General features: G+C 32.2%; 24 protein-coding genes. 15 read left to right on the top strand and 9 right to left on the bottom strand.

What is annotated here, in order from left to right:
• Positions 1-333: 333 nt before the first annotated feature.
• The 5 genes from IRZ99_RS12690 to IRZ99_RS12670 form a co-directional block, all read right to left on the bottom strand.
• Positions 334-1,662 (bottom strand): DUF58 domain-containing protein, encoded by a 1,329-nt coding sequence (locus IRZ99_RS12690; RefSeq protein WP_194657618.1) that lies wholly within the window; start codon positions 1,660-1,662, stop codon positions 334-336.
• A gap of 71 nt (positions 1,663-1,733) precedes the next feature.
• A complete protein-coding gene (locus IRZ99_RS12685) occupies positions 1,734-2,747 on the bottom strand; it encodes a MoxR family ATPase (RefSeq protein ID WP_194657617.1) in 1,014 nt (337 codons plus the stop codon).
• A gap of 42 nt (positions 2,748-2,789) precedes the next feature.
• Positions 2,790-3,995 carry a DUF4350 domain-containing protein gene (locus IRZ99_RS12680; protein ID WP_194657616.1) on the bottom strand — a complete coding sequence of 402 codons (1,206 nt, stop codon included), beginning with the start codon at positions 3,993-3,995 and terminating at the stop codon, positions 2,790-2,792.
• Complete coding sequence (locus IRZ99_RS12675; protein ID WP_194657615.1) at positions 3,988-4,761, bottom strand: DUF4129 domain-containing protein; 774 nt, start codon at positions 4,759-4,761, stop codon at positions 3,988-3,990. Before IRZ99_RS12675 ends, IRZ99_RS12680 begins: the two co-directional genes overlap by 8 nt.
• A 12-nt stretch (positions 4,762-4,773) precedes the next feature.
• Positions 4,774-5,754, bottom strand: a complete 981-nt coding sequence (locus IRZ99_RS12670; protein WP_194657614.1) for a stage II sporulation protein M — start codon at positions 5,752-5,754, stop codon at positions 4,774-4,776.
• Positions 5,755-5,774: 20 nt separating this feature from the next.
• On the opposite strand from IRZ99_RS12670, the gene IRZ99_RS12665 reads away from it, so the two are divergent.
• The 8 genes from IRZ99_RS12665 to IRZ99_RS12635 all read left to right on the top strand — a co-directional run bounded on the left by IRZ99_RS12665 (position 5,775) and on the right by IRZ99_RS12635 (position 12,804).
• Positions 5,775-6,518 carry an RDD family protein gene (locus IRZ99_RS12665; protein WP_194657613.1) on the top strand — a complete coding sequence of 248 codons (744 nt, stop codon included), beginning with the start codon at positions 5,775-5,777 and terminating at the stop codon, positions 6,516-6,518.
• Between the two features lie 68 nt (positions 6,519-6,586).
• Positions 6,587-6,721 carry a hypothetical protein gene (locus tag IRZ99_RS21260; RefSeq protein ID WP_255545749.1) on the top strand — a complete coding sequence of 45 codons (135 nt, stop codon included), beginning with the start codon at positions 6,587-6,589 and terminating at the stop codon, positions 6,719-6,721.
• Positions 6,722-6,776: 55 nt separating this feature from the next.
• The gene (locus IRZ99_RS12660; protein ID WP_194657612.1) at positions 6,777-7,625 is read left to right on the top strand and encodes a hypothetical protein; all 849 of its coding nucleotides are present in this window, start codon (positions 6,777-6,779) and stop codon (positions 7,623-7,625) included.
• Between the two features lie 117 nt (positions 7,626-7,742).
• Positions 7,743-8,345, top strand: coding sequence for a trimeric intracellular cation channel family protein (locus IRZ99_RS12655; RefSeq protein WP_194657611.1), 603 nt, complete (start codon positions 7,743-7,745; stop codon positions 8,343-8,345).
• A gap of 154 nt (positions 8,346-8,499) precedes the next feature.
• Positions 8,500-9,450 (top strand): GNAT family N-acetyltransferase, encoded by a 951-nt coding sequence (locus IRZ99_RS12650; protein ID WP_194657610.1) that lies wholly within the window; start codon positions 8,500-8,502, stop codon positions 9,448-9,450.
• Positions 9,447-10,565: a DegT/DnrJ/EryC1/StrS aminotransferase family protein gene (locus IRZ99_RS12645; protein ID WP_194657609.1), complete on the top strand. Its 1,119-nt coding sequence runs from the start codon at positions 9,447-9,449 to the stop codon at positions 10,563-10,565. Before IRZ99_RS12650 ends, IRZ99_RS12645 begins: the two co-directional genes overlap by 4 nt.
• Positions 10,566-10,568: 3 nt before the next feature.
• Positions 10,569-12,065 (top strand): O-antigen translocase, encoded by a 1,497-nt coding sequence (locus tag IRZ99_RS12640; RefSeq protein WP_194657608.1) that lies wholly within the window; start codon positions 10,569-10,571, stop codon positions 12,063-12,065.
• On the top strand, positions 12,058-12,804 hold the full coding sequence (locus tag IRZ99_RS12635) for a transferase (protein WP_194657607.1): 747 nt from the start codon (positions 12,058-12,060) through the stop codon (positions 12,802-12,804). The genes IRZ99_RS12640 and IRZ99_RS12635 overlap by 8 nt, the downstream gene beginning before the upstream one ends.
• A gap of 143 nt (positions 12,805-12,947) precedes the next feature.
• Here the strand turns inward: IRZ99_RS12635 and IRZ99_RS12630 are convergent, their stop codons facing one another.
• Positions 12,948-13,847 carry a glycosyltransferase gene (locus tag IRZ99_RS12630; RefSeq protein WP_194657606.1) on the bottom strand — a complete coding sequence of 300 codons (900 nt, stop codon included), beginning with the start codon at positions 13,845-13,847 and terminating at the stop codon, positions 12,948-12,950.
• Positions 13,848-14,005: 158 nt separating this feature from the next.
• Complete coding sequence (locus IRZ99_RS12625; RefSeq protein WP_194657605.1) at positions 14,006-14,398, bottom strand: hypothetical protein; 393 nt, start codon at positions 14,396-14,398, stop codon at positions 14,006-14,008.
• A 66-nt stretch (positions 14,399-14,464) separates the two neighbouring features.
• Between IRZ99_RS12625 and IRZ99_RS12620 the strand changes: the two genes are divergently transcribed.
• Genes IRZ99_RS12620 through IRZ99_RS12610 form a run of 3 tightly spaced genes read left to right on the top strand, consistent with a single transcriptional unit; the run spans position 14,465 to position 17,055 of the window.
• Positions 14,465-15,556, top strand: coding sequence for a glycosyltransferase (locus tag IRZ99_RS12620; protein WP_194657604.1), 1,092 nt, complete (start codon positions 14,465-14,467; stop codon positions 15,554-15,556).
• Positions 15,557-15,559: 3 nt separating this feature from the next.
• Positions 15,560-15,964, top strand: coding sequence for an FdtA/QdtA family cupin domain-containing protein (locus tag IRZ99_RS12615; RefSeq protein WP_194657603.1), 405 nt, complete (start codon positions 15,560-15,562; stop codon positions 15,962-15,964).
• Entirely contained in the window at positions 15,961-17,055 is a 1,095-nt protein-coding gene (locus IRZ99_RS12610; RefSeq protein ID WP_194657602.1) for a glycosyltransferase family 4 protein, read from the top strand. Before IRZ99_RS12615 ends, IRZ99_RS12610 begins: the two co-directional genes overlap by 4 nt.
• 155 nt (positions 17,056-17,210) lie before the next feature.
• Here IRZ99_RS12610 and IRZ99_RS12605 read toward each other — a convergent pair whose 3' ends face one another.
• Positions 17,211-18,065, bottom strand: coding sequence for a glycosyltransferase family 2 protein (locus IRZ99_RS12605; RefSeq protein WP_194657601.1), 855 nt, complete (start codon positions 18,063-18,065; stop codon positions 17,211-17,213).
• On the bottom strand, positions 18,065-18,748 hold the full coding sequence (locus IRZ99_RS12600; RefSeq protein WP_074656568.1) for a cell division ATP-binding protein FtsE: 684 nt from the start codon (positions 18,746-18,748) through the stop codon (positions 18,065-18,067). The genes IRZ99_RS12605 and IRZ99_RS12600 overlap by 1 nt, the downstream gene beginning before the upstream one ends.
• 421 nt (positions 18,749-19,169) lie before the next feature.
• Between IRZ99_RS12600 and IRZ99_RS12595 the strand changes: the two genes are divergently transcribed.
• The 4 genes from IRZ99_RS12595 (at position 19,170) to IRZ99_RS12580 (ending at position 25,643) form a co-directional block, all read left to right on the top strand.
• Complete coding sequence (locus IRZ99_RS12595; RefSeq protein WP_194657600.1) at positions 19,170-22,184, top strand: tetratricopeptide repeat protein; 3,015 nt, start codon at positions 19,170-19,172, stop codon at positions 22,182-22,184.
• A 74-nt stretch (positions 22,185-22,258) separates the two neighbouring features.
• Positions 22,259-23,122 (top strand): PhzF family phenazine biosynthesis protein, encoded by an 864-nt coding sequence (locus tag IRZ99_RS12590; RefSeq protein ID WP_194657599.1) that lies wholly within the window; start codon positions 22,259-22,261, stop codon positions 23,120-23,122.
• A 169-nt stretch (positions 23,123-23,291) separates the two neighbouring features.
• Entirely contained in the window at positions 23,292-25,043 is a 1,752-nt protein-coding gene (locus IRZ99_RS12585) for a TonB-dependent receptor (RefSeq protein ID WP_194657598.1), read from the top strand.
• A 150-nt stretch (positions 25,044-25,193) separates the two neighbouring features.
• On the top strand, positions 25,194-25,643 hold the full coding sequence (locus tag IRZ99_RS12580; protein WP_026981888.1) for a hypothetical protein: 450 nt from the start codon (positions 25,194-25,196) through the stop codon (positions 25,641-25,643).
• Positions 25,644-25,745: the final 102 nt, after the last annotated feature.

Raw genomic sequence — 25,745 nt, 5'->3', positions numbered from 1 at the left:
TTTTTATTAGTTTGAAAATGCATGGATTGATTTTAATTTTTTTTCAAAACTAATTAATTTAATTAATCGATTTTTACGTGATAACGTAATGTAACCATAAATTAATAAAAGATAAAAGAAAGTCTTTAATGATTATCGTTTAAGGAATCAACTTTGAGAATTAGGTGAAGTTTAATTTTTTTTTGAGTTATATAGGTTGATGAGTAAAGGTTCAAAGTTTTTTTTCACCTCGAATTAAAGAATCTTTAATCTAAACGTAAAAAAAATAATTCGTGAATTCTCGGCTAATTTTCGTAATGAGCATTTTACATTTCACAAAAGACATCTCACACTCTATAAAATTCCTCGCGCTTTAATTTCCAAATATTTATTAATTGCATCCAAAGTCAAATTCTCTGGTTGCGTCAAAACCGAATGTATTCCATATTTCTTGAGTTCGTTGGCGATTAAGCGTTTTTCGAACATGAATTTTTCGGCTATTACTTTATCGTAAATTTCCTGAACAGTATCTGTTTTTTTGTTGATGATAGCATTCAATTCGGTATTACTAAAGAAAACGACAACTAATAAATGGTTTTTCGCAATTCCTTTTAAATAAGGTAATTGTCGGTTTAAGCCATCCATGGTTTCGAAATTCGTATACAAAATAATCAAACTTCTCTGATTGATGTTTTTCTTTATATCGACATACAATCGGCTGTAATCACTTTCAAAAAAATCGGTTTTGATATTATATAAAGTCTCCAGAATTTTTTGCATTTGCGAAGATCTTCTTTCGGCAAAAACTCTGTTTTCTACTTTTTTAGAGAAAGCAAAAATCCCAGCTTTGTCTTGTTTTTTCAGAATAACATTGGATAAAACCAAAGTCGAATTTATGGCATAATCCAATAAACTCAAACCGTCAAAAGGCATTTGCATAACACGGCCTTTATCGATCGCCATATAAACCGATTGCGATTTTTCATCCTGAAACTGATTCACCATCAACGAATTTTTTTTTGCCGTCGCTTTCCAGTTTATTGTTCTCAAATCATCACCCTGAACATACTCCTTGATTTGCTCAAATTCCATCGTATGACCAATACGGCGAATTTTCTTGATTCCGTATTGATACAAATTATTAGAAAAAGCCAATAAATCGTATTTCTTCAATTGAATGTACGAAGGATAAGTCGGCACCATTTGATCTTTATCGAAAGTAAATCTGCGGGAAATTAATTTTAAAGGAGAAGAAACATAGATGTTTAAATTTCCAAAGTAATATTCACCTCTTTCTGTTGGACGCAAATCATAACCCAATTCTTTTTGTGTTGAAGCAGGAATCGTTTTTTTTATTTTGAAATCACGCACCTGAAATTGAAACGGAATTTCATCAATAATTTTAATCGAAATCGGAAAAGTATAACTGTTTTTAATCGTAATCTGAATAGGATTTAAGTCTCCGTTTGAAAGCTTTTCAGGTGTTTTTCTTGAAGCTTCAATTCCTTTTGATAAATATAAAAGCAATATATCAAGACCCAAAAATGTGCTTAAAACTAAAATAATAAACCAAACGCTGTTGTATAAATTCGGAAAAATAAAAGCACAAACGAACATTCCTATAATTCCTAGAAGGATATAGAAAAAGAAGTTGTTTAGGTATAGACTTTTGATGAATTTCAATTTAAAAGTGTTTTAAAGTTTCAGGTTTCAGGTTACGCCGTAGTAGTCAATTCATATTTAACAATTCACAATTATCTAGGTATTTCTACTGTTTCAAGAATTTGCCTGATAATTTCAGAGCTTGTAATGCCTTCCATTTCACGTTCAGGAGTTACAATAACACGGTGTTGTAAAACCGGAATTGCCGCTTCTTTGACATCTTCGGGAGTTACAAAATCACGACCGCGAATTGCTGCAAAACCTTTGGCAGCATTTAAAATTGCGATTGAGGCACGTGGTGAAGCGCCTAAATATAAAAAAGCATTTTCTCTAGTGTTAACTACAATTCTTGCGATATATTCTAAAAGATTTTGCTCGACTCTAATTTGTTTCACTAAAGCCTGATATCCTTTTATTTCCTCCGCAGAAAGTATCGTTTTAATCGCTTCCAGTTTTCCGTGATCCTGCAATAAATGTTCTCTCTGGATGATCAGAATTTCTTCATCTAATTTTGGATAATCTATTGTTATTTTGAATAAAAAACGATCTAATTGCGCTTCAGGCAAACGGTACGTTCCTTCCTGTTCAATTGGGTTTTGCGTGGCAATAACCAGGAACGGAGTTTCCAATTGAAAGGCTGATCCATCAATTGTAATCTGGCGCTCTTCCATAACTTCAAAAAGTGCTGCCTGTGTTTTGGCCGGAGCACGATTTATCTCATCAATTAAAATTAGATTAGAGAAAATAGGACCTTGTTTGAATTCAAATTCAGAGCTTTTTAAATTAAAAATTGAAGTTCCCAATATATCTGATGGCATCAAATCTGGCGTAAACTGAATTCGGCTAAAGCCAATATTCAACGTTTTGGATAATAGTTTTGCCGTAATCGTTTTGGCAACTCCCGGAACACCTTCAAGCAAAACATGTCCGTTTGATAAAATCGCAACTAAAAGCTGATCAATCATTTTTTGCTGACCTACAATAACAGTTTCTAATTCTGTTTTAATAGCATTTACATGCTCTAAAAGTGGTGCTAAATTTATTCTGGTTTCAAAATTCACATTTTCATTTGTGATTTCGGTTTCTGGGGTATTGATATCGTCCATGGTTTGGTATGTTTTCTTTTGAATGAATTTCGGTTAAAAATATTAATGTAAAATTTTCTCGATCGCGTTATTAATTCTGATTAAATCTTCTTCGAGACTTCCGTGATAACTATTTCGATGTTCGTTAATCAGGAAAACCAATTCCCGAATATCGGCTAAATTTTTTCCTGTTTTATGATGTAGTTTTTGAATAAAAACATCATCCAATTTTGTTGTATCAATTAAATATTCATTTCTGATTTTCTCCAGAAAATAAATGATTTTTTTATCAATTAGATTTTCATGATCGCCTTCCTGATAATATAAATTCCCGATCGTTTTGGTAAAATCAACAGTTAAATTAGGCAAAGGCTTTAATATCGGAACAATTCTTTGTTTTCGCTTGGCATTAAAAATAATAAAAATCAAAATTCCGAGTAAGCTCAGATACCAGGCCCATTTTAAAGCAGGCTGACTGTGGATAAAACGTAAAGGGGAATGTGAAATCGATTTATCATTCTGCAATTTTGTATACCAAAAAACATCGCCTTTTGGTATGTAGGAAAATACATCTTCAGCATATTGAAAATGATCTTTTTTTAACAAATGGAAGTTCGTAAAAGCCGCTGGCTGCGTATGAAGGTAAAAATTACCATACTTATAAGGAACTTTTATAAAATTGATGTGTCTCTCTTTTTTCTCATTGCTTTGGTATCCCAAAACCGTTGTATTTGCGGTATCAATTTTAGAAAAATAATCCTCTACAGATTGCTGGAAAATATATTTTTTAGAACTAACGTTCTTATTTGCCATCCAGATTAGATTGTTTTTTGGCTCGTGAAATTCAAATTTTGTATCAATTTTCAAACTATCCATTAAGGCTTCCGGAAATGTTCTCATGCTTAAAAAAACATTATTTCCGTGAGAAACAAAATAAAAAAGTTCTTTAACCGATTGTTCATCAATATTTTCAAGATCTGAAATACTTAAAAAAGTACCTTCGATTTTGTAATTTTCTACCAAAGTATCAGCGTCGTATTTTGAATCCAAATATTCATACGGCGTTACATCTGCAATTTTTTCAATTTTCTGATTTTTTAAGAGAGGTTTAATTTCCTTGTTCAGAATATATAATCCGTACGGAATTTTATCGTGTACAGAAAATGTCGGGCGCCAGTCAATAGGCTTTTTCTCGTTGCGATCTGATATTAGAATTAATGTTAAAACAAAAACCAGAATAGCGATATAAATTTTGATCGATTTATTCATTGCTAAAGGTTTTTATAGATTTCTTAAAGCGGTTTTCGGCTTTTGTAAAAGTTGTTTCGTCAATTTCAAATTCGCCATACCAAATGTAATTATACAAGTAGGAGAGATAGGTGAAATCTTCTCTGAAAACAGGACTTTTTAGTTCGTATAAATAATCAGAATTGGTTTTTTCGATATCCCATTCGATGTAATTGTTCTGCGCCATTACTTTTAATAACCAAAGATAATAGTACCTAATAGCAAGTCTTTTTTCTCCGTTTTGAATACTTTCCTGTATTAATTTTTTAAAATCCAGTAAATGAATGTTTTTTTCGATATCAGAATATTGAATGGCTCTTTTATTAGCATTTTTTCCAAAAATCCATTGTCCTTCTTTATTTATTAAAGCTTTTACGATTAAATAAATTACCGCAATAATCACCAAAACGGCCAATATTCGCAATATAATAATGGTAGCGGTGATAGAAGTTTTAGCGTCACTAAAAGAGAAAATTTTTCTCAACAAGTTGGCAATCCACTCTTTAATATTATCCCAAATACCTCTTTCTGGTGCTTTTGGTTCATAATCAAATTCCGGATCGCTATATTTTTTTTTGAAGTTTTTTGAAAATGTTCTGGCTTCAATCGTATCTGAATCAATCTGAATATCCTTTTCAGTATATTTTATAGTGGCCACTTTTGGAGGTTCGGCTTCCGCCAAAGTATCCTGAGCATGTGAGATACTAAAGCAAAAAAAGAAAGATAAAATAAGAAAAAATCTCTTCATTATTGGATTCGGTTAAGTCAATTTGGCTGATAATTGTTGTGCTTTTTTGTGTACTATAAAAGGATAAACTAAATAATAATAGGAGATTAAACTCAATGTTGATAATATTATAAGAATGCTTAACCAAATAGGCATGTCAATAGAATATCGGGTAATAAAACCTTCCAGAAAACCGGCCATAAAAGTAAATGGAAGTGTGCTTAGGTAGATTTTGAAACTGTTTTTGAATCCAATTTTAAAAGAATTTAATCTCGAAAAAGTCTTAGGAAAAAGGATAGAAGCGCCAAAAATAAACCCGGCTGCCGACTCAATTACAATAGCAAAAATTTCCATAGAACCGTGAATCCAGATACCGCGAACACTTTTCCAGAAAACGCCATGCTCAAAGAAAAAATATTGAAAGGAACCCAGCATAATACAGTTTTGCAAGAGATAATAGAAAGTACCAAGTCCGCCAAAAATGCCATAAAAATAGCATGCTGCTCCAACCTGAATATTGTTTACCGTAATACCAATAAAAGTTCCCCAGTTGGCAGAAGAACCGTAAACGGCCATTGGATTTCCTTTTTTGATATTTTCTAAAGTCATATTTACATAATCATCACCCATAATTAGCCGGGTGAAATCAGGATCATAACGGGCAGAAATTGCACCAATAGCAACGAAAGCAAAAAAGAAAACAAAAGCATACACTAAATATCTTTTGTATTCATAAACAAGCAACGGAACTTCGGTTGCAAAGAACTCGACAACTTTGTTTTTTTCGGTTCTTTTCGTTTTATATATTTTTTGATAAATCTGAGATGCAAGATGATTTAAGTAAATGACCGTTTTACTTTTTGGATAATAAGTTTGCGCATAGGCGAGGTCATTCATCATTTGAATGTACAAATTAGCTAACTCATCAGGATTTTTTTTAGCTTTACCAAAAATAGCGAGTTCAAACTCCAGCCATTTTTCTTTATTTTGTTTTATGAAGGCAACTTCTCTCATTGTAGGCTAAAATATAAAATATGTCAGAATTATCTATTAACACAACACAAAATGTTAAAATAAATTTTATCGCTGCCTCTGTTGGCGAGCGATTGGGGTCTTATTTTATTGATTTAATCATTAAAGGATCATATTTACTGGTTGTTGGTTTGGTACTTTTTTACTTTTTTCATTTTGAAAGAGTGCTCGATTCATTGGATACCTGGTCGATCAGAGCCGTTGTTTTTATTATCAGTTTTCCTATTTTGATCTATACTATTACCTTAGAAAGTGTTTTTGAAGGACAAACTTTTGGTAAAAAACTATTAAAAATAAAAGTGGTTAAAATTGATGGTTATCAGGCTGGCTTTGGAGATTATTTTATCCGTTGGTTTTTTAGATTGGTTGATTTTTCGGTTATGGGCGGAATGGTCGCCTTGATATCTATAGTTACAAGTAAAAAGTCACAACGATTAGGCGATATGGCAGCCGGAACGGCTGTTATTACTTTAAAAAACAGAATTAATATCAGTCATACAATTCTTGAAGAAATTGGAACTTCTTATGTGCCTACCTATCCTCTGGTTATTAAATTATCTGATAATGATATGCGAATCATAAAGGAAACGTTTCAAAAAGCGGTGAAGAAGAATGATCATGAAATTATTTATAAGCTGGTTGCGAAAATTGAAAGCGTAACCGGAATTAAAAATCAATCTGGCGATAACAGCGATTTTATTCGGGTGGTTTTGAAAGACTATAATTATTATACTCAGAATATGTAATTCTGAGGTGCTAAGATTCTGAGGGACTAAGGTTTTTTATCCTGATTTATATAAATCTTCTTTCGAAAATGAATGCCCTAGCCCTGATGGGAGCGGCATCCTTTTATGGTGGTGTTCACCATAAAAGATACAGCGGACAGCAGGAATTAGCTCCTGAAAAATCTTATTCTTATTTGTACTCTATAATAGTTTTTGTAAGATGATTTCTTAACTTTGTTAAGAACGTTAATTTTTTTAATTTAATTTAATCTAAATACCATGAAAATAAAGAAAGTTATTGCTGTAATTTTGATGCTGTTTGTATCTGTTTTTGGTTTCGCTCAAGGCGGAAAAAAACTGGATAAAATTATTAAAAGAGATTATACTATTATAGAAGGAACAATCTCAAAAATATCTGACCAAACGGTTGAATATTCTTTACCGGGAGAAGCGATTCAAATTTCATTGGATGTTTCGCAAATTGCCAGAATTGATTTTGCGAGCGGAAGATCACAGACTTTTGATGTTTCTGCTGGAAGTACATCACAACCTGTTTCAAATCAAAATGTTGCCTCGGCAGAAATGAAGCCAAATACAATTGCAGTTTTGCCGGTTCCCTATATAAATTCAGATACTCAGGTAAGCTCTGAAGATATGGCGAAATTTGCACAAAACGATATGTATAACAAATTGTTAGATAAATCGGCTAATATCTTTCCGTTAACAGTTCAGGATTTAAGAACAACTAATAGCTTGCTGCACAAGGCGGGAATTGATCATACAAATATCGATGAAACGCCAATTGCAGATCTCGAAAAAATTCTGGGAGTTGATAATATCATTGCGGCAAAAATTTCATACACGATGTCAACAAGTTCAACCGCATCAACTTACGGAAGCGGAAGTACAACATGGAGCAACAATGATAAAAAGGTAAAATCGAACGATTATTCCACCACAACTGCCAATACACAAATGTATTACTATTACAATGTTTATTTTGATATGTATAAAAGCACCACTAAAATTTATTCGCAAACCCGTAAACCCTTCCTTAATTTAAAAGACAGCTGGATCGATTCGATTACTTATTTGTTGAAAAGAAGTCCGATTTATACTAAGAAATAGATTTTAAGAATAAAGAATAAAGAGAATATAATAAAGAATAAAGAATAAAGAGGAAAGAAGCAAGAATATAACCTTTGCACCTCTGCATCTTTGAGCCTTTGAACCTAAAAAAAAGAAATGTTCCACTTACTAGATATTATCGGTACAATGGCTTTTGCTATGTCGGGCGCTTTAACGGCAATGCATAAAAAACTGGATCCGTTTGGGGTTTTTATTATTGCTTTTGTAACGGCAGTGGGTGGCGGAACACTTCGCGATGTTTTAATTGGGAGAACCCCGGTGGGCTGGATGAAAGATTTGCAATACGTTTATGTGATTATTTTAGGTTTTTTTCTTGCGATTCTTTTCCGTAAAAAGTTTGAAAAACTGAGAACTTCATTGTTTTTGTTTGATACAATCGGATTAGGAGTTTTTACCTTAATTGGATTAGAAAAAGGTATCTCAAAAGGATTGCATCCTGTAATTTGTATTGCTTTAGGAACTATGACAGCTTGTTTTGGTGGTGTAATTCGGGATATTTTATGTACCGAGATTCCGACAATTTTTAGAAGAGAAATCTATGCTACGATTTGCATTTTTGGCGGAATCGTGTTTTTCGCATTAAGAAGTCTGAATCTGGATAACGATGTTTTGTATTTACTGACCTCAGTTGTGATTATTACCGTACGTTTGCTGGCAGTAAAATTCAAATGGTATTTACCGGCATTTAGTCATAAATAAGATTTTATAAAATAATAATTGAAGATTTTTAGCCACGAATTCACGAATTTTATTGTTTTTTGTTAATGATAATTCTTGAATTGCTTCGCCTGTTCGCTATCGCTCGGGTCGTGGTTATTTTTTCACTTGAAGAAATAATTAACCGGATTTGAAAATGAGTGAATTCTTTATAAAAAAATACGATCAAAACGATTATGCCATCTGGAATGATTTTGTTGCTCTGGCCAAAAATGCTACGTTTTTGTTTCATCGTGATTTTATGGAGTATCACCAGGATCGTTTTGAAGATTTTTCGCTTTTGGTTTTTGAAAATGAAAAACTAAAGGCAGTTTTGCCCGCCAATATAAAAGGAAAATCGGTGCACTCTCATCAGGGATTAACTTATGGAGGTTTATTGTTTTCGTCTAAATTGAAGGCAGAAAAAGTCGAGTCAATTTTAGATGAAATTTTATCTTTTTTTAAAGAAAATTCAATTGAAGCTTTTCATTATAAACCCATTCCTGGTTTTTATTTTTCGAAGGGAAATCAGGAAATTGATTTCTTTTTGCATCAAAGAGGTGCTTTGCCAGAACGAAAAGAAATGAATTTGGCTGTAAATCTACAATTGCCTTTGCATATTTCTAAAAGCAAAATGAAGCATTTTAGAAGGATTGAGAACCTTGATTTGGATATTATAGAAGAAAAGGATTTTGAACCTTTTTGGGAAACGATTCTGGAGCCAAGATTATTGGAGAAATTCAACGCAAAACCTGTTCACAGTAAAGAAGAAATAACTTCACTTAAACAAAAATTCCCTGAAAAGATTAGGCAGTATTCCGTTTATCAGAATGATGAAATTATCGCCGGAATAACTATTTTTGAAACGGAGAATGTAGTCAAATCGCAATACGGCGCCACTTCTGAAAAAGGCGAGGAAGTAAGAGCACTAGACTTTTTATTCATTAATTTGATGCATAAATACAAACGCAAAGGCAAAAAGTTTTTTGACATGGGAATTGTAAATTCTGAGGATGAAAAAGGGTACCATTCTGGGCTTTTGCAACAAAAAGAAGAATTGGGTTGTGCTGTTTACAATCAGGATTTTTATAAAATCGCTATTAAATGATACCATTTCTGGATCTAAAAAGAATAAACGAACCCTATGAAACTGCTTTTCAGGAAAAACTGAAACTGGTTTTAGATAATGGTTGGTATATTTTAGGAAAAGAATTGGAGACGTTTGAAAAGGCTTTCGCCGAATATAACCAAACGAAATATTGTATTGGAGTAGGGAATGGATTTGATGCTTTAGTTTTAATTTTTAAAGGCTACATTCAGTTGGGAAAACTCCAGAAAGGCGACGAAGTTATAGTTCCGGCAAACACTTATATTGCCAGTATCTTGGCTATTTTACAAGCCGATTTAATTCCGGTTTTAGTCGAGCCAAAATTAGAAACCTACAACATCAATCCCGATTTGATTCAGGAGAAAATCACAACAAAAACAAAAGCCATTTTAGCTGTTCATTTATACGGACAATTAGCTGAAATGGATCAAATAAACGAAATTGCAATTGAAAATAATTTAATTGTTGTTGAAGATTCAGCGCAGTCACATGGTGCTGTCGCAAATTCCAAAAAAGAAGTACCAAATTCCAAACTTGACGGCAATTTAAAATCAGCGCAGGCGCATAGCTTTTATCCAGGGAAAAATCTAGGATGTTTGGGCGACGGTGGAGCGATCACGACAAACGATTCAGAACTCGCGAAAGTACTTTTCTCACTTCGAAACTATGGATCTGAACAGAAGTATTACAACGAATATATTGGCCTAAATTCTCGTTTAGATGAGCTTCAGGCTTCATTTTTAAATTTAAAATTACCGAATTTAGATGATGATAATAATAAACGTCGTGCGATTGCAAAACGTTATTTAGCTGAAATCAAAAACGATAAAATAACCCTTCCGTTTTGGGATTTATCCAATAATCATGTGTTTCATTTGTTTGTCATAAGAACTGAAAACAGGGAAGGTTTACAGGAATATTTGTTTCAGAATAATATTCAAATCGTAATTCATTATCCAGTTCCGCCACACAAACAAAAAGCATTGCAGGAATGGAATAATTTGTCATTTCCCATCACAGAGAAAATTCATAATGAGGTTTTGAGTCTACCAATGAGTCCAGTTTTAACTGACGCTGAAGTTGATTTTATTATTGAAATTTTAAATCAATACTAATTAGTGTCTGATAGCAAATCTTCATATCAGCAAATTCTAAAAACGACTTCACTTTTTGGAGGTGTTCAGTTTTTTAGTATTTTAATTTCAATTATCCGAACCAAATTAATTGCGGTTTTTATCGGCCCGGCGGGAATGGGAATTATCGCTTTGCTGAATTCAACTTTGAGTGTCATAAGTAGCATTTCAGGATTCGGAATCGAAACTAGCGCTGTAAAAAATATCTCGGAAGATTATAAAAATAACGATTTAAAAACCGTTTCAAAGACTATTCAAATCGTAAAAAGAATTGTTTTTTTTACTGGTATTTTCGGAATGTTGCTGACGATTCTTTTTTCAAAAGCATTGAGCATCATTACTTTTGGAGATTCGGATCAGACTTATTCCTTTGTATTCATTGCAATAACCGTTTTATTTAAGCAATTATCGTCAGGTCAATTAGCCGTTTTGCAAGGTTTGCGACAGATGAAATTGTTGGCCAAAGCCAATTTATATGGCAATTTATTTGGCTTACTTTTTTCGATTCCGCTGTATTACTTTTTAAGAGTTGATGCCATAATTCCAACCATAATAATTGCTTCATTATCAGCTTTAATTTTCTCTTTTTATTATTCGAATAAAATCAAAACTGAAAAAGAAATCGTTTCTAATCGGGGACTTTTATCAGAAGGAAAAGCAATTGTGAAATTGGGCTTTATGCTGACGATAAGTAGTGTTTTGACACTTTTGTCAACTTATTTGGTTCAGATTTATATTGGGAAAAACGGTGGTTTAGAACAAGTCGGATTTTATAACGCCGGTTTTACTTTGCTAAACTCTTATGTCGGAATAATTTTTATCGTTATGAGTACCGATTACTTTCCGAAACTTGCATCTATTAACTTTGATAATGCAAAAGTTAGAGAAAGTGTAATTCAGCAAGCATTCATTTCAATTATTATTATCACACCAATCATTGTTTTGTTTTTGACTTTTGTCTCAATTATAATTCCTGTCATTTACAGTGCAAATTTCAATGCTATTATTCCGATGGTTTGTTTTGGTATTTTAGGAATGTTGTTTCGTGCGGTTTCCTGGGCGATGGGATTTATTTTGATTGCAAAAGGAGATTCGAAAATGTTTATTAAGACAGCTATAGGTTTTAATATTCTATCGTTAGTAATGAATATTTTAGGCTATTATTTTTACGGTTTGGAAGGTTTAGGATTTAGTTTCTGCCTCTATTTTTTATTCCACTTTATTGGATTAAAAATCATTACCAAAAAACGTTACAATTTCTATTTTAATCCTGATTTTTACAAAGCTTATTTCATTTGTTTTGCAATTTGTATTAGCACATTTTTGCTTCGATATATCGAAATTCCAGTTTTAAAATATAGCTTAATGACTTTGATGATTTTAATTTCGTTTGTTTTCAGTTTTTATCAATTGAATAAAAAGATGAATATAAACGAAATATTTACGTCATTTGTTCAGCGAAAAAAAGATAAAAATGATTGAGAAAAGCTATAGAAAATGCCGCTCGTTTTATCATAAATGCCGGTTTTACTGCAAAGTAAACTGGATCAAAACACTGTACTTTAATTTTAAAAAATTCCCTTTTGAAACCGCTAAAAAACTTCCGGTTTTCTTTTATGGAAGAGTGAAATTTACTTCTATAAAAGGAGAAATCCAGATTGAAGGAAATATTCAAAAAGGAATGATTGGTTTTGGACAGCCTTATGAACTTAATTCGGCTCACAAAGGTATTGCTGAAATCTTCATTTTGGGAAAACTGACTTTCAAAGGAAAGTTTCAATTTGGAAAAGACTGTTTTGTTTTTGTGGGAGAAAATGCTTCTTGCGAATTAGGAAATATGGCCTCAATAGCATCAGGCGGAAAAATAATTTGCACCGAAAAAATTATTCTCGGAGATTATGCAAGATTTGGTTCTGAAGCTCAAATTATAGATACCAATTTCCATGATTTAATTGATACTCAAACAGGCGAAAAATTGCAAAAATCAGCGCCTATTTTTATTGGGAATTATAACTTCGGAAGCAACAGGGTTTCAATTATGAAAGGAACGCAAACACCAAATTTCTGTACCATTGCATCGAATAGTTTGTGTACAAAAGATTATAAAAGTTTAGGAGAAAATATTTTGATTGGAGGAATTTCTGCAAAATTAATAAGAAATAATATTTCTAGAGATTGGGAAGGCGAAAAACAACAATTAGATGATTTCTTGATGGTTTAATAAATAAGAAAACCCGTTTTTATCAGCGTCTTCGCTTTAGCGAATCCGTTTTATCCGCGTTCTTTATGCAACGCGGATAAAACGGATTTACTTCGTAAAAACGCGGATAAAAACGGATTTTTTATTTTGATAGAACTTAATTATTATCCAAAAATTATTCTGACACGTTGTTGGACCTCGAGCGATAAATACTTCAATAATAATTTATAATCTCTTGTTTTAAAAGCCAAAATCATTTCAAAATGCATTCTTTTCAGGATCGCTCTATGTTCAATTTTAGATTGATTTAATCGAATTGCTTTCTGAATTATTAAATAGGTCGAATAATTTATTTTCTTAGATCTCGCATCATTTTTAATGAAAAAATGAGTTCCGAAAGAAGTCGTAGAAATTCTTTTTTTAATTAATACTTCATCAATATAATCAAAATCATAAACTCTGGAAGCGCGAATCCAAAGATCTAAATCTTCATAAGCTAGATTCTCGTCGTAACCATTTAAAGCGTCAAAAACTGATTTTTTAACCATGGATGAAACAGAGCAAATACTATTTCCGCCAGTAATAACACTCAAATAAATATCTCCGGTTGCTCTTTTTTCGATTGTTTTTTTATGGGAATCAACAGGGAAATAATAAAAATAGAAATCACCTTTTTCGTTAATTAATTTGGCATTTCCATAAACAACGCCTAAGTTTTTAAACAGACTTACCTCAAACGCTTTTAGCTGTAAGGAAACGCACTTTGGAAGTAAAATATCGTCGCAAGCCAAATCAATAATATATTCACCTTTTGCTAATTTTAATGCCTTATTGAAGGATTTTGTACTTCCTAAATTGGTTTCATTGGCGATAAACTGAATTTCAGGATAATCAATAAGCCATTTTTGAATTACTTCTTTAGAATTATCGGTGCTAAAATCATCTACAACAATCACTTCAATAAAAGGATAATCCTGATGTATTGCCGAAAATAAACTCTTCACAACATACTTTTCCTGATTGTAACACAAGCAAATAATGGTCACTAATGATTTATGTTGCATATTGTTTTAACTTTCTGATATTATAAGCAGGTTTGGGACTAAATTAAGCCCATTATCTGAATTTGCCAAATCATGCCAAATTCAAAATCAACTTCGATTAAGTTGATTACCCAAATCTGTTGAGTAGCTGTTAGTGGCAGGATATTTATTAATTAATTTTATAAAATAATTACGTTTAGCATATTGGATTTATATTCTATAGATTCTCCATTGCCATTAGTTCTGAATATTCTTGGTGAGGAATACACATTAGCATAAGTGGAAAAAATTTTAGGAATCACATCTTGCATTTTTAAAGCTTCGCTTTCAGTGGAAAAAAAATATTCAGCGAAACAATAATTATAATCTGTTTTATTGAAGTAAATTGATTCCAATGTCTCAATATTTAGGTTTTTTTTAGCCCATTTTTCTAAATTTTCTAATTCTGTAAATTCCCCTTCTAAAATTATTGAATGTTTATATTTAGATAACAAATATTCTCTCTCATTTCTGTAAGAGTCTAATTCATTTCCATATTTAATCAATATTTCTTGATAAGAACTATTTCTCATTGTTATTTTTATCTTGAGATTAAAGAGTTATATATTTGATACGAAAATAAGAAATCACGAATGATAATGTCTCACAAAAAAAAGAAAATTGCTTTAATTGGATATCGCTTAAGCGGAGGCGGGAGCGATAAAGTGATGGCGAATTTGTCTGTTTTTTTTGAAAAACAAGGTTTTGAAGTGGATATTATTATTGTTTTGGATGAAGTTAGTTTTCCCTACTCAGGAAAATTAGTAAATCTCGGATTACTCAAAAACAAAAGCAACGGATTATTCAATAAAATCAAAAGATTATGGGCCTTACGAGCGTATCTGAATAATAATGAATTTGACTTTATTATCGATTTTCGTTTTCGAACTAAAGTGATTCAGGAACTTATTTTAGCAAGGTTTATTTACAATACACAGACCATTTTTACCGTTCATAGTTTTTTGATCGACCATTATATGCCGAATAATTCATGGTTAACGAGATTGATGTACAATCATTGTTTAGCTAACGTAGCGATCACGGATGAAATGAAAACATTGATCGAAAATAAACATCAATTACAAAATGTCTCCACGATTCATAATCCGGTTTATTTAGAGGAAATTCTGGAAAAGCAAAAAGAAAATGTCAAAATTAGATTCGATTTTATTGTGGCAGTTGGGCAATATGAAAACGAAATAAAACAGTTTGATAAACTGATTTCAAGTTATGCGAAATCTAATTTGCCACAAAAGCAAATTCATCTGATTATTGTGGGAGATGGAAACGGCATAAAACTCAGAAAAAGAGCATTTGAGAATGATATTGAACAATTTGTTCATCTTGTAGGATATCAAACCAATCCTTTTCAATTTATGGTTAAAGCTAAATTCTTAGTTTTATGCAGTAAAAATGAAGGGTTTCCGAATGTTATTTTGGAATCTTTGGCCTGTAAAACTCCGGTTGTTTCTTTCGATTGTGATTTTGGACCAAGAGATATGATTTCAAATTTAGAAAATGGAATTTTGGTCGAAAATCAGAATTGGGAAAAATTAACAGAAGCAATGAATTTATTGGTTTCAGATGAAGTTTTATATGAACATTGCAAAGAAAATACACTTGAAAGTATTCAATCCTTTTTACTGGATAAAATTGGACAAGAATGGCTATATTTACTCAAAGCCAATTAAAATATGACGACAATACAGGACATAGCGTTGTTAAAAATTCCGGTAGTAGAAGACTTAAGCGGGAATTTGGCTTTTATTCAAAATGATATATTACCGTTTGAGTTCAAACGCGTTTATTATCTTTTTGATGTGCCGAGCAGTGCTTTTCGTGGCGGACATTCGCATATTGAGCAGCATGAAGTTTTAATCGCTTTAAGTGGAAGTTTCGAAGTCACTTTAAACGACGGAACCAATAAAAAAAGCTATTTGCTGAACAAGCCTAATATAGGTTTGCATCTTCCAAAAGGAATATGGAGGGAACTGGAAAATTTCTCTTCCGGCGCTGTTTGTTTGGTTTTGGCTTCTGATGTTTTTGAAGAAACCGATTATATTCGGGATTATGATCTTTTTTTGAAATCTAAAAAATGAGACTGCTTTATATAGTTCCAAAAATAAAAACGGCTGGCGGAGTCGCCAGAGTTCTGGCTATTAAAGCCAATTACTTTGTGGAGCATTTTGGTTATGAAATTCATATTTTGTCTCAAAATGAAGAGGATATTCAACCCTTTTATGATTTTGATTACGATGTTACTTTTCATAATATGATTTTGAAAGGGAATGTTTTTAAGTTTTTCAATTCTTTTCAAAAACAAATAAATCAAAAGATAAATCAAATAAAACCAGATGTTATTTTGGTTGCCGATAATGGATTAAAAGCATTTGTTTTTCCTTTTATAGCCAAAACAAAAACTCCAATTGTATTTGAATGTCATGGTTCTAAATTTGTTGAAGAAGAAGTTCAGAAGACGAATTTCGTGTCTAAATCACTTCAGAAAATAAAATATCGATTCAAAGATTTTGGCGTCCAAAAATTTACCAAAATAGTTGCTCTTTCAGAAGAAAATTTAAAAGAATGGAATGTCGAAAACGGCATTATAATTCCAAATCCGTGCTGGATAAAAACTAAAAAAAATGCTGATTTAAGACAGAAAAAAGTAATTGCAATTGCACGAAATTCTTATGAAAAAGGTTTAGATCGATTTTTGTTGATTTGGAAGGAAATTGGCGAAAAATATCCGGAATGGACTTTGGATATTTATACAGATGACGTCGATACTTTAGAGCAAGAAGCTTTAAAATTAGAGATAGAATCGGGAATTAATTATCTGCATTTTGTAAAAAATATTCAGAAGAAATATCTGAAAGCTTCTATTTGTGCGATGACTTCCAGAACAGAAGGTTTTCCTATGGTTTTATTAGAAGCATTAGCTTGTGGTTTGCCTTGTATAGCTTATGATTGCCCGACTGGCCCACGAGCGATCATTACAAATGCAGAAAATGGTTTCTTGATTCCGGATAATAATATTGAAATGTATGTTGAAAAACTTTCTTTTTTAATTGAAAATGAAGAAGTAAGATTGAAATTTGGTTTGGATGCTAAAGAAACTTCTAAACAATATTCAGTCAAAAAAATAATGGAGCAGTGGAGGGAATTTTTGGAGAGTTTAGTTTCTACATGAGTTTTTAAACACATAGAATCATAGATTTTTGATTCCTGTAAAAGGCATTTCATTTGCTTTAAAACACATAGCTATGTGTTAGAAACTAGTTTCTTTTTGTCTCCTTTTTCAACGCATAGAATCTATGTTTCTATGTGTTAATTTTTTTTGCATAATTATTTTAATCTACAGAAATATCCCAATTTATAAAGATCAAACAAAAGCAAAGAAGGATTTTGAGAAAGCAAATTCCGTTCAATTTTGATTTGATTTTTTTTGAAGAGGAAAGATGAAAATTTTGCTAGTTTTAGCTTTTTTAGGAATTCAAATGCCTTAATAATTTTACTGTCTTCTCTAGAAATTTTATCTGAATTATAAAGAAAAAAAAGATTTTCTAAAGCAATTTTAGTTTTATTCAAAAACACTTCTGACGTTTCTAAATTCAAATGAAAAGTAGGATTTTCAATTCGGGAAATCTCAAAATTATTTTTCTTCAAAAGAGAGAAAAAACTCAAATCTTCATAACCGTATTTTGTAATAGAATTGTCGAAAGAATATTGTAGAAAAACGTCTTTTTTAATTAATAAATTAGAAGTTAGAATTGAAGAAGTTTCTCTTTTTTGCCCATAAATCCAACGCAAAAGCTGTTCTTTTTCAGGTTTTTTATCTTCATAAATAATGCCACCAAAAGTGATTTTTTTTGATGAATTTGAAATTACGTCAACGTAGTTTTGGATGAAAGTAGCATCAGCCGGAAAAGTATCACAATCCAGAATTAACAGCCAATCATAAACTGCTTTTTGAGCTAAGGAATTGATGTTTTTTCCTCTTCCCAAATTAACTTCATTTATAAAAAATGAACAATTTTGAAGAAGATTAACTTCTTGATTTAAAATGTTTTTTGGTGAATTTGATGCGTCGTCCTGACAAAGAATTTCAAAAGTGATTCCACTAGCCTTACATTGCTTTACTAACTCATTTACAAGCGATAAAACAGTATAATTATAAACCGGAATTAAGATGGAAAACATTACACAGAGCGTTGCACCACTTCGAAGATTCTTTCATCTTCGCACTTCAATGTTTTAGATGGGAATTTCATCAGCAAAGCATAATCGTGTGTTGCCATGATAACCGTTTTGCCAAGAGCATTGATGTTTTTCAATACTTCAAGAACTTCAGAACTCGTTTGTGGATCAAGGTTTCCGGTTGGTTCATCGGCAAGGATAAATTCAGGATCGTTTAATAAAGCACGGGCGATTGCTACACGTTGTTGCTCACCACCAGAAAGCTGATGTGGCATTTTATTAACGAAATCTTTCATACCAACTTTATCCAGAACTTCATCAATTTTGTGTTCCATTGCTTCTTTTTCAGTCCATCCCGTTGCTTTCAAAACAAATAACATATTGTCTTTTATCGAACGGTCCGGAAGCAATTTGAAATCCTGAAATACAATCCCGATTTTACGTCTCAAATAAGGGATGTCACTTTCCTTTAAAGTCGCCAAATCAAATTCAACTATATGACCTTCTCCTTCTGATAAAGGTAAATCTGCGTATAAAGTTTTTAAGAAACTACTTTTTCCGGAACCCGTTTTTCCAATGATGTAGATGAATTCGCCATGCTGAACATCTAAATTAATATGAGATAAAATTTTTCTTCCTTCCTGATATATAGTGACTTCTTTAAGAGATAGTACGGTTTGTGACATAATAAAATTGATTTGATTGGTAAAAGTAAGAAGTTAACGGTTGGATTCAAAATAAATTTCAATCATTTCTGATAAAATATTGAAATGGAAATTTTTCACCATATAAGTCGTATAAGGTCATTTTAGCTGATTGTGAAAAACATTTTATTGCGAAAAAAATTAATCATATAAGAGATGTAACTGCTTTTTAATGGATTGTGGTTAAAGTTTTTTATTTCGAAAAACTTATATGATCTCCAGAGTTGTATACGTTGCTAAAAACCCCTAGCTTATAATTACTTATATGACTTATATGGTGAAAAAACACCACTACAGAAGCTGTTAAATAAGGCATGTTTAAATTTTTGTTCATAATAAATGCGCGAAACGTTTCGTTATAGACGGTATAAAATGATACATTTGAATACTAAACATAATTACAATGCGTAAACTTTTCTGGTTCTTTATACTCTCAATAATCCTTCTTTCGACCACAGTTTCGGCACAAAAATCAGCAATATATACCTACGATTTAAAGGATTTTGATAAAGCAGTAGCTTTATACAATGATAAACAATATGCCTCAGCACAACATATTTTTGAATATATAAAAGATAATGCGCAAACAGAGGAAGTAAAATCTGATTGTGCTTATTACATCGCCAATTGCGCCATTAGAACCAATCAGCCAAATGCTGATGGGTTGATGGAAAAATTTGTGAGTGATTATCCAACAAGTACGAAACAAAATCAGGCTTATATTGAAGTGGCACAATTTTTCTTTGAACAGGGAAATTATCCAAAAGCCTTGCTTTGGTTTGATAAAGTGGATGAAAGTTATATGAGCAAAGCCGATTCGGATAAGTTTAATTTTCAGAAAGGATACAGTTACTTCAATGCCAAAAAGAAAAAAGAAGCCACAACTTATTTTAACAAAGTAGTAAATTCTCCTGAATTTGGTTCTCAGGCGAAATATTACTTAGGGTTTATGGCTTATGAAGGTGATGATTATAAAGAAGCAACTAAATATTTTGATGAAGTTTCAGGCGAAGAAAAATACAAAGAAAAGCTATCGTACTATCAGGCTGATATGAATTTCAAGCTTGGAAATTTCCAAAAAGCAATTGATTTAGGCCAGAAAGCAATGGCAAAATCAAATGAAATAGAAAAGTCAGAACTGAATAAAATTATTGGAGAAAGTTATTTCAATCTAAAACAATACGGCAAGGCGATTCCGTTTTTAGAGCAATATGCAGGTAAAAAAGGAAAATGGAATAATACCGATTTCTATCAGTTAGGTTACGCTTATTATGAGCAAAAAGAATACGAAAAAGCAATTTCTCAATTCAATAAAATCATTGAAGGAAAAGATTTCGTAGCGCAAAATGCTTATTATCATTTAGGTTTAAGTTATTTGAATACAGGCAAAAAACAAGAAGCTTTAAATGCTTTTAAAAACGCTTCTGAAATGGAATTCAACGCGCAAATTCAGGAAGATGCAGCTTTGAATTATGCTAAATTGAGTTATGAAATAGGAAATGCGTACCAAACCGTTCCCGGAATTCTACTTGATTTCTTAAAAAAATATCCAAATAATTCAAGCAAAGCTGAAGTAGAAAAACTTTTGGTTGATTCTTATATTTCGTCTAAAAACTATAAAGAAGCTTTGATTTTATTGGAGAAAAATAGATCTGCAGAGAATAAAGCAGCTTATCAAAAAGTACTTTTTTACAGAGGATTGGAATTGTATAACGAATCTAATTATGCAGAAGCCGGAAAAATGTTTAAAAGTGCCGTGAGCGAACAAAAAACACCTGAGTTTACAGCACGTGCAACTTTCTGGAAAGCAGAAACAGAATATCTTTCAGAGGATTTTCAGAATGCGTTGTTGACCTACAAACAGTTTGCGGGTCAGGCGGCAGCAAAATCGACAGAAGAATATAAAAACATCAATTATAATATTGGATACACCTATTTTAAATTGAAAGAATACGATCAGGCGGCGAATTCATTTCTGGCTCAAATTGATAATGCTCCAGCTGATAAATCACGTTTGAATGATTCCTATTTGCGTTTGGGAGATTGCCGATTTGTAACTTCAAAATATAGTGCCGCAAATGAAGCATACGCAAAAGCAATTGCAGCAAAAGGTGTTGATGCCGATTACGCTCAATTTCAAAAAGCAATTTCATACGGTTTCATGTCTAAAAATGACAAGAAAGTAGAAGAGTTGAATAATTTTCTTCAGATGTACAAAAAGTCAGAGTATCGTGATGATGCTTTGTATGAATTAGGAAATACGTATGTGACCGAGAAAAAGAACGATCAGGCAATCAAAACCTATGATCAGTTGATCTCAGAATATAAAAATGGTTCGTTCACTTCAAAATCAATTTTAAAACAAGGTTTGATTTATTACAACTCAGATCGTGATGAACAGGCTTTGGTGAAATTCAAAAAAGTAGCGGCTGAATTCCCAAAAACTCCGGAAGCTCTAGAGGCCGTTTCTACAGCAAGATTGATTTATGTTGATTCAGGAAAAGTGGATGAATACGCAACTTGGGTACGAACATTAGATTTTGTTTCAGTTACAGATGCTGAACTTGATAATGATACTTATGATGCCGCTTTCAAACAGTACAGTCAAAATAACAGCAAACAAGCAATCACTGGTTTTACTAGTTATGTAAATAAATTTCCATCAGGTTTACATGCGGGAGAAGCTAACTTTTACTTGGCACAATTGCTTTATGCGGAAGGATCAGAAGTTAAATCAGTTGCCGGTTATCAATATGTGATTGATCAGCCAAGAAGCGAATTTACTGAGCAATCTTTAAATAAATTAGCTCAGATTTACCTGAAAGCAAAAGACTGTGACAAAGCGATTCCGGTATTAGTTCGTTTAGATAATGAATCCGATTCTCCTCAGAATAGAAACTTCGCACAAGCTAATTTGATGAAATGTTATTATGACAAAAAAGATTATGATAACTCGGTAATTTCAGCGGACAAAGTATTACAGAATCCAAAAGCCGATGCGAATGTAAAAGCCGATGCTCAAATTATTGTAGCACGCGCGGCAATGCAGACAGGAGATGAAGATAAAGCTAAAACCGCTTATGCAAAATTATCTACGACTTCTAAAGGAGAATTAGCGGCAGAAGCATTGTATTATGATGCATACTTTAAAACGAAGGAAGGAAAATTTGACGCTTCGAATGTTTCAGTTCAAAAGTTAGCTAAAAATTATTTTGGTTATAAATATTATGGAGCTAAAAGTTTGGTTTTGATGGCAAAAAACTTCTACGGATTAAAAGACAGTTATCAGGCAACATATATCTTGGACAACGTAATCAACAATTTCACAGATTTCCCGGATGTAGTTGAAGAAGCTAAAAAAGAATTAAGTGCAATTAAATTAGAAGAATCTAAAACGAATTCTTCAATTACTAAATAGTTAAAAGTTAGATGTAAAATGTGAAAGGTATTCGCTTTACATTTTACATCTCACAAAACACATTTTACAAGATTATGAGTTTACCTTTTTATATAGTTGATGTTTTTACCGATAAAAAATATGCCGGAAATCAATTGGCAGTTTTTTTGGATGCAGGGAATTTAAGTTCAGAAGAAATGCAAAAGATAGCGCGCGAAATTAATTTTGCGGAAAGCACTTTTATTACGAAACTGGATCTGGAAAACAATAAGGCCGATATTAAAATTTTTACACCAGAGCACGAAATGCAGTTCGCTGGTCATCCTATAATTGGAACTTCGTGGGTTTTGATGAATAAAGTATTTGAGAATTCGCCTGAGAATATAAAGTTAAATGTGCCAATCGGGCCAATTGCAATTCATAAAACAGAAGAACTGATTTGGTTAAAAGCGGCGCAGCCAAAATTTTGGGATATTTTTTCGAAAGAAGATATTACTGTATTTAGTAACCTGAACAATCATGATTTTGAGAACCAATTTCCAATTCAGGAAGTTACAACCGGAAGTGCTTTTATAATGGTCGGATTAAGTAGCAAAAGAGCACTGGAAAATTTGGTTTTAGATAAAGATAAAACAGATCAATGGCTGAAAAATAATTGCAAAACAGCGCACAGAGGTTTGTATTTCTATTATTTAGAAGGCTCAAAACTGTTTAGCAGAATGTTATGTGTTGAAAATAATCAATTGGTTGAAGACGCAGCAACAGGAAGTGCGAGTACGTGTTTGCAGGCGTTTTTATTGAAATATCATAAGCCTGAATTTGAATTGATTAACTATCAGGGAGATTATATTGGTCGTCCTTCCCAGATTTACTTTAAAGGAAAATTAACCGATAATCAATTTGATATTCAGATTGGTGGAAAAGCGCAGTTTGTAGCAAAAGGGGAATGGGAAGCCTAGTTTAAGAGTATAGAAAATAGAGTCAAGAGCCAAGAGTAAAGAAGAAAGATATTAGAAAATTGAAAATAGAGGATAGAAAATAGAACATAGATTGGAAAGCAAAGATTGGAAGTCTTTTTTCTTTATTCTTTGTTCTTTTCTCTAAAATTTTCTCTAAAAAAAATAAAGTATGAAAATTAAATGCCAAAATAAAACCATCATTTTACTGCTGTTGTTTGTTGTTCAGCTTTCGTTTGCTCAAAAGAAAAATGAAAGCATCGGAACAGAAACAGTGAATGTGGTAAAACCTTATTCGCCAACTATTTCAGATGCTTTTAAAGTGAAAGAAACTCCTTCGCTTGACGATAGCGGAAATCAGCCAAAAGAAACTATTAAATATAGTATTTTGTCGGTTCCGGTGGCATCAACTTTTACGCCTTCAAAAGGAAAGGCAGAGGGGGTTGAAAAATCAAAAAAAGAAAGATTGTTTAGTAATTATGCGACTCTTGGAGTTGGAAATTATGGGACTTTGAATGCTGAATTATTTGTAACACAAGAGCTAGGAAACAACGATTATTTGGCAGGAATGTTCCGTCATCATTCTTCGCAAGGCGGAATCAAAGATGTGAATTTGAACGATGAATTTTATGATACGGCTTTGAATGTTGGTTATGGTGTAAATAATCGCGATATGTCATGGGCAGTAGATTTAGGATATCAAAATCAAGTGTACAATTGGTATGGTTTGCCAACTGATTTTGGAATGACTTTGCCACCGGAAACACAAGAAGATTTAATTAGAGGAATTAACCCAAATCACTCTTATAACACAATTTCGTTAGGTGGAAATATAGAGTTCAACGAAGGGATTTTTAATAAAATTGATACAAGATTTACACATTTTTCAGATAGTTTCTCTTCTTCAGAAAATAGATTTTATCTGAAACCTTCTTTCAAGGTGGATGTAATGGATCAATCGATCAATACAAATATTATTGTGGATCACGTCAGTGGATCTTTCGAGAATAATTATGAGCGTACTAATTTAGAACCTGTAAAATACAGCTTAACTAATTTTGGAATCGAGCCAAGTTTTGTAGTTCATGAAAATGATTGGACATTAGAATTAGGTGCTGGATTGTATTATGGGCTAGATTCTGAAAACAGCGGAAACAAGTTTTATATCTATCCAAAAGTAAATGCTTCTTATAAATTAGTAGGCGATCTAATGATTTTCTACACCGGAGTAAATGGTAGTTTGAATCAAAATTCTTATGCTGATTTTGTGACTCAAAATCCATTTTTATCTCCAACTTTAAACATGAGACCAACAAGTAATCAGTATAATGTTTTTGCTGGTTTGAAAGGAAAATTGGCAAACAATATTAATTATAATCTGACAGGTTCTTATTTAAACGAAAAAGACAAAGTTTTGTTTAAAAGCAATGATTATACAGAGAATTTTGATAATCAGAATTATGCTTTCGGAAACTCATTTGGAGTAGTTTATGATGATGTTAGAACATTGCGTTTTTATGCGGAATTGAAAGCTGATTTTTCTAAAAATGTTTCTTTCGGAATCAACGGGACTTTCAACAGTTACAAACAAGATGGTCTAGAGGCATGGAATTTACCTTCAATGAAATTAAGCTCTAATCTTGATGTTAATATTACCAAACAATGGTACGCTGGTTTAAATGTTTTTTATGTGGGAGAACGTAAAGACATGCAGACTAATCTGGATGTTACAACTCTTGGTGTTCCCGTGACTTTAAAAAGCTATTTTGATGCGAATGCACATTTAGGATATAAATACAGCGAGCGTTTGACTTTCTTCTTAAAACTAAATAATATAGGAAATCAGGCTTACGAAAGATGGCTGAATTACCCGGTTCAGGGATTCCAGGTTTTAGTAGGCGGAAATTATAAATTCGATTTTTAACTAAATTTGCCACGAAGGCACTAAGACACAAAGTTTATTGTAAGTTTTAAAGCCACGAATTCACGAATTAAATTAATATTTTATTCGTGAATTCGTGGCTAACTTTTTTTTACGATCTTTGCGGCTTAGCGCCTTCGTGGCAAAATGCGTATGAACTTCAAACAAAAAATACACTCCTATTATTTACAAATGGTTCAGGACCGAATAGATGTTTTTAGAGACATGATTTCGGCTTTGACCGAAGATTCTAAAAACGATGCCAAAGGTTCTGCCGGTGATAAGCATGAAACGGCTTTGTCTATGATGCATATCGAACAGGAAAAACTGACCAATAAACTAAAAGAAGCGATAACTCAAAAAGCAATTTTAGATAAAATCGATGCCTCAAAAACAACAGAAAATATTATTTCAGGAAGTTTGGTAAAAGCCAATGGAATTCATTTGTATTTGAGTGTAGCGCTTCCTAAAATCACCATTGATGGAATTAATGTTATAGCCCTTTCTCCACAATCTCCCTTAGGTTCACATTTAATGGGGAATAAAGTTGGGTTTCAATTTGAAATTAATAAAACACATTATACTATTGAGAGTGTTGAATAGTCTCAATTTTGTATGTAGGGACTTTATCAGAGGTAAATAATCACAAAGTATGTCATTCCGAGGAACGAGGAATCCCCGCAAGTAACTCCGCAACTGGAATCC

Origin of the sequence: Flavobacterium sp. LC2016-12 (genome assembly GCF_015351595.1) — a bacterium.
Lineage (GTDB): Bacteria > Bacteroidota > Bacteroidia > Flavobacteriales > Flavobacteriaceae > Flavobacterium.
Note: the sequence above shows the minus strand (reverse complement) of the source record. Positions and strands in the feature narration are given on the sequence as shown.

Bases quoted from the DNA above. Each gene is read 5' to 3' on its own strand.
- IRZ99_RS12645 (WP_194657609.1), top strand. From the start codon at position 9,447: ATGATACCATTTCTGGATCTAAAAAGAATAAACGAACCCTATGAAACT.
- IRZ99_RS12585 (WP_194657598.1), top strand. From the start codon at position 23,292: ATGAAAATTAAATGCCAAAATAAAACCATCATTTTACTGCTGTTGTTT.
- IRZ99_RS12610 (WP_194657602.1), top strand. From the start codon at position 15,961: ATGAGACTGCTTTATATAGTTCCAAAAATAAAAACGGCTGGCGGAGTC.
- IRZ99_RS12615 (WP_194657603.1), top strand. From the start codon at position 15,560: ATGACGACAATACAGGACATAGCGTTGTTAAAAATTCCGGTAGTAGAA.
- IRZ99_RS12625 (WP_194657605.1), bottom strand. From the start codon at position 14,398: ATGAGAAATAGTTCTTATCAAGAAATATTGATTAAATATGGAAATGAA.
- IRZ99_RS12590 (WP_194657599.1), top strand. From the start codon at position 22,259: ATGAGTTTACCTTTTTATATAGTTGATGTTTTTACCGATAAAAAATAT.
- IRZ99_RS12655 (WP_194657611.1), top strand. From the start codon at position 7,743: ATGTTCCACTTACTAGATATTATCGGTACAATGGCTTTTGCTATGTCG.
- IRZ99_RS12600 (WP_074656568.1), bottom strand. From the start codon at position 18,748: ATGTCACAAACCGTACTATCTCTTAAAGAAGTCACTATATATCAGGAA.
- IRZ99_RS12650 (WP_194657610.1), top strand. From the start codon at position 8,500: ATGAGTGAATTCTTTATAAAAAAATACGATCAAAACGATTATGCCATC.
- IRZ99_RS12595 (WP_194657600.1), top strand. From the start codon at position 19,170: ATGCGTAAACTTTTCTGGTTCTTTATACTCTCAATAATCCTTCTTTCG.
- IRZ99_RS12680 (WP_194657616.1), bottom strand. From the start codon at position 3,995: ATGAATAAATCGATCAAAATTTATATCGCTATTCTGGTTTTTGTTTTA.
- IRZ99_RS12620 (WP_194657604.1), top strand. From the start codon at position 14,465: ATGTCTCACAAAAAAAAGAAAATTGCTTTAATTGGATATCGCTTAAGC.
- IRZ99_RS12675 (WP_194657615.1), bottom strand. From the start codon at position 4,761: ATGAAGAGATTTTTTCTTATTTTATCTTTCTTTTTTTGCTTTAGTATC.
- IRZ99_RS12660 (WP_194657612.1), top strand. From the start codon at position 6,777: ATGAAAATAAAGAAAGTTATTGCTGTAATTTTGATGCTGTTTGTATCT.
- IRZ99_RS21260 (WP_255545749.1), top strand. From the start codon at position 6,587: ATGAATGCCCTAGCCCTGATGGGAGCGGCATCCTTTTATGGTGGTGTT.
- IRZ99_RS12665 (WP_194657613.1), top strand. From the start codon at position 5,775: ATGTCAGAATTATCTATTAACACAACACAAAATGTTAAAATAAATTTT.
- IRZ99_RS12605 (WP_194657601.1), bottom strand. From the start codon at position 18,065: ATGTTTTCCATCTTAATTCCGGTTTATAATTATACTGTTTTATCGCTT.
- IRZ99_RS12580 (WP_026981888.1), top strand. From the start codon at position 25,194: ATGAACTTCAAACAAAAAATACACTCCTATTATTTACAAATGGTTCAG.
- IRZ99_RS12685 (WP_194657617.1), bottom strand. From the start codon at position 2,747: ATGGACGATATCAATACCCCAGAAACCGAAATCACAAATGAAAATGTG.
- IRZ99_RS12635 (WP_194657607.1), top strand. From the start codon at position 12,058: ATGATTGAGAAAAGCTATAGAAAATGCCGCTCGTTTTATCATAAATGC.
- IRZ99_RS12630 (WP_194657606.1), bottom strand. From the start codon at position 13,847: ATGCAACATAAATCATTAGTGACCATTATTTGCTTGTGTTACAATCAG.
- IRZ99_RS12670 (WP_194657614.1), bottom strand. From the start codon at position 5,754: ATGAGAGAAGTTGCCTTCATAAAACAAAATAAAGAAAAATGGCTGGAG.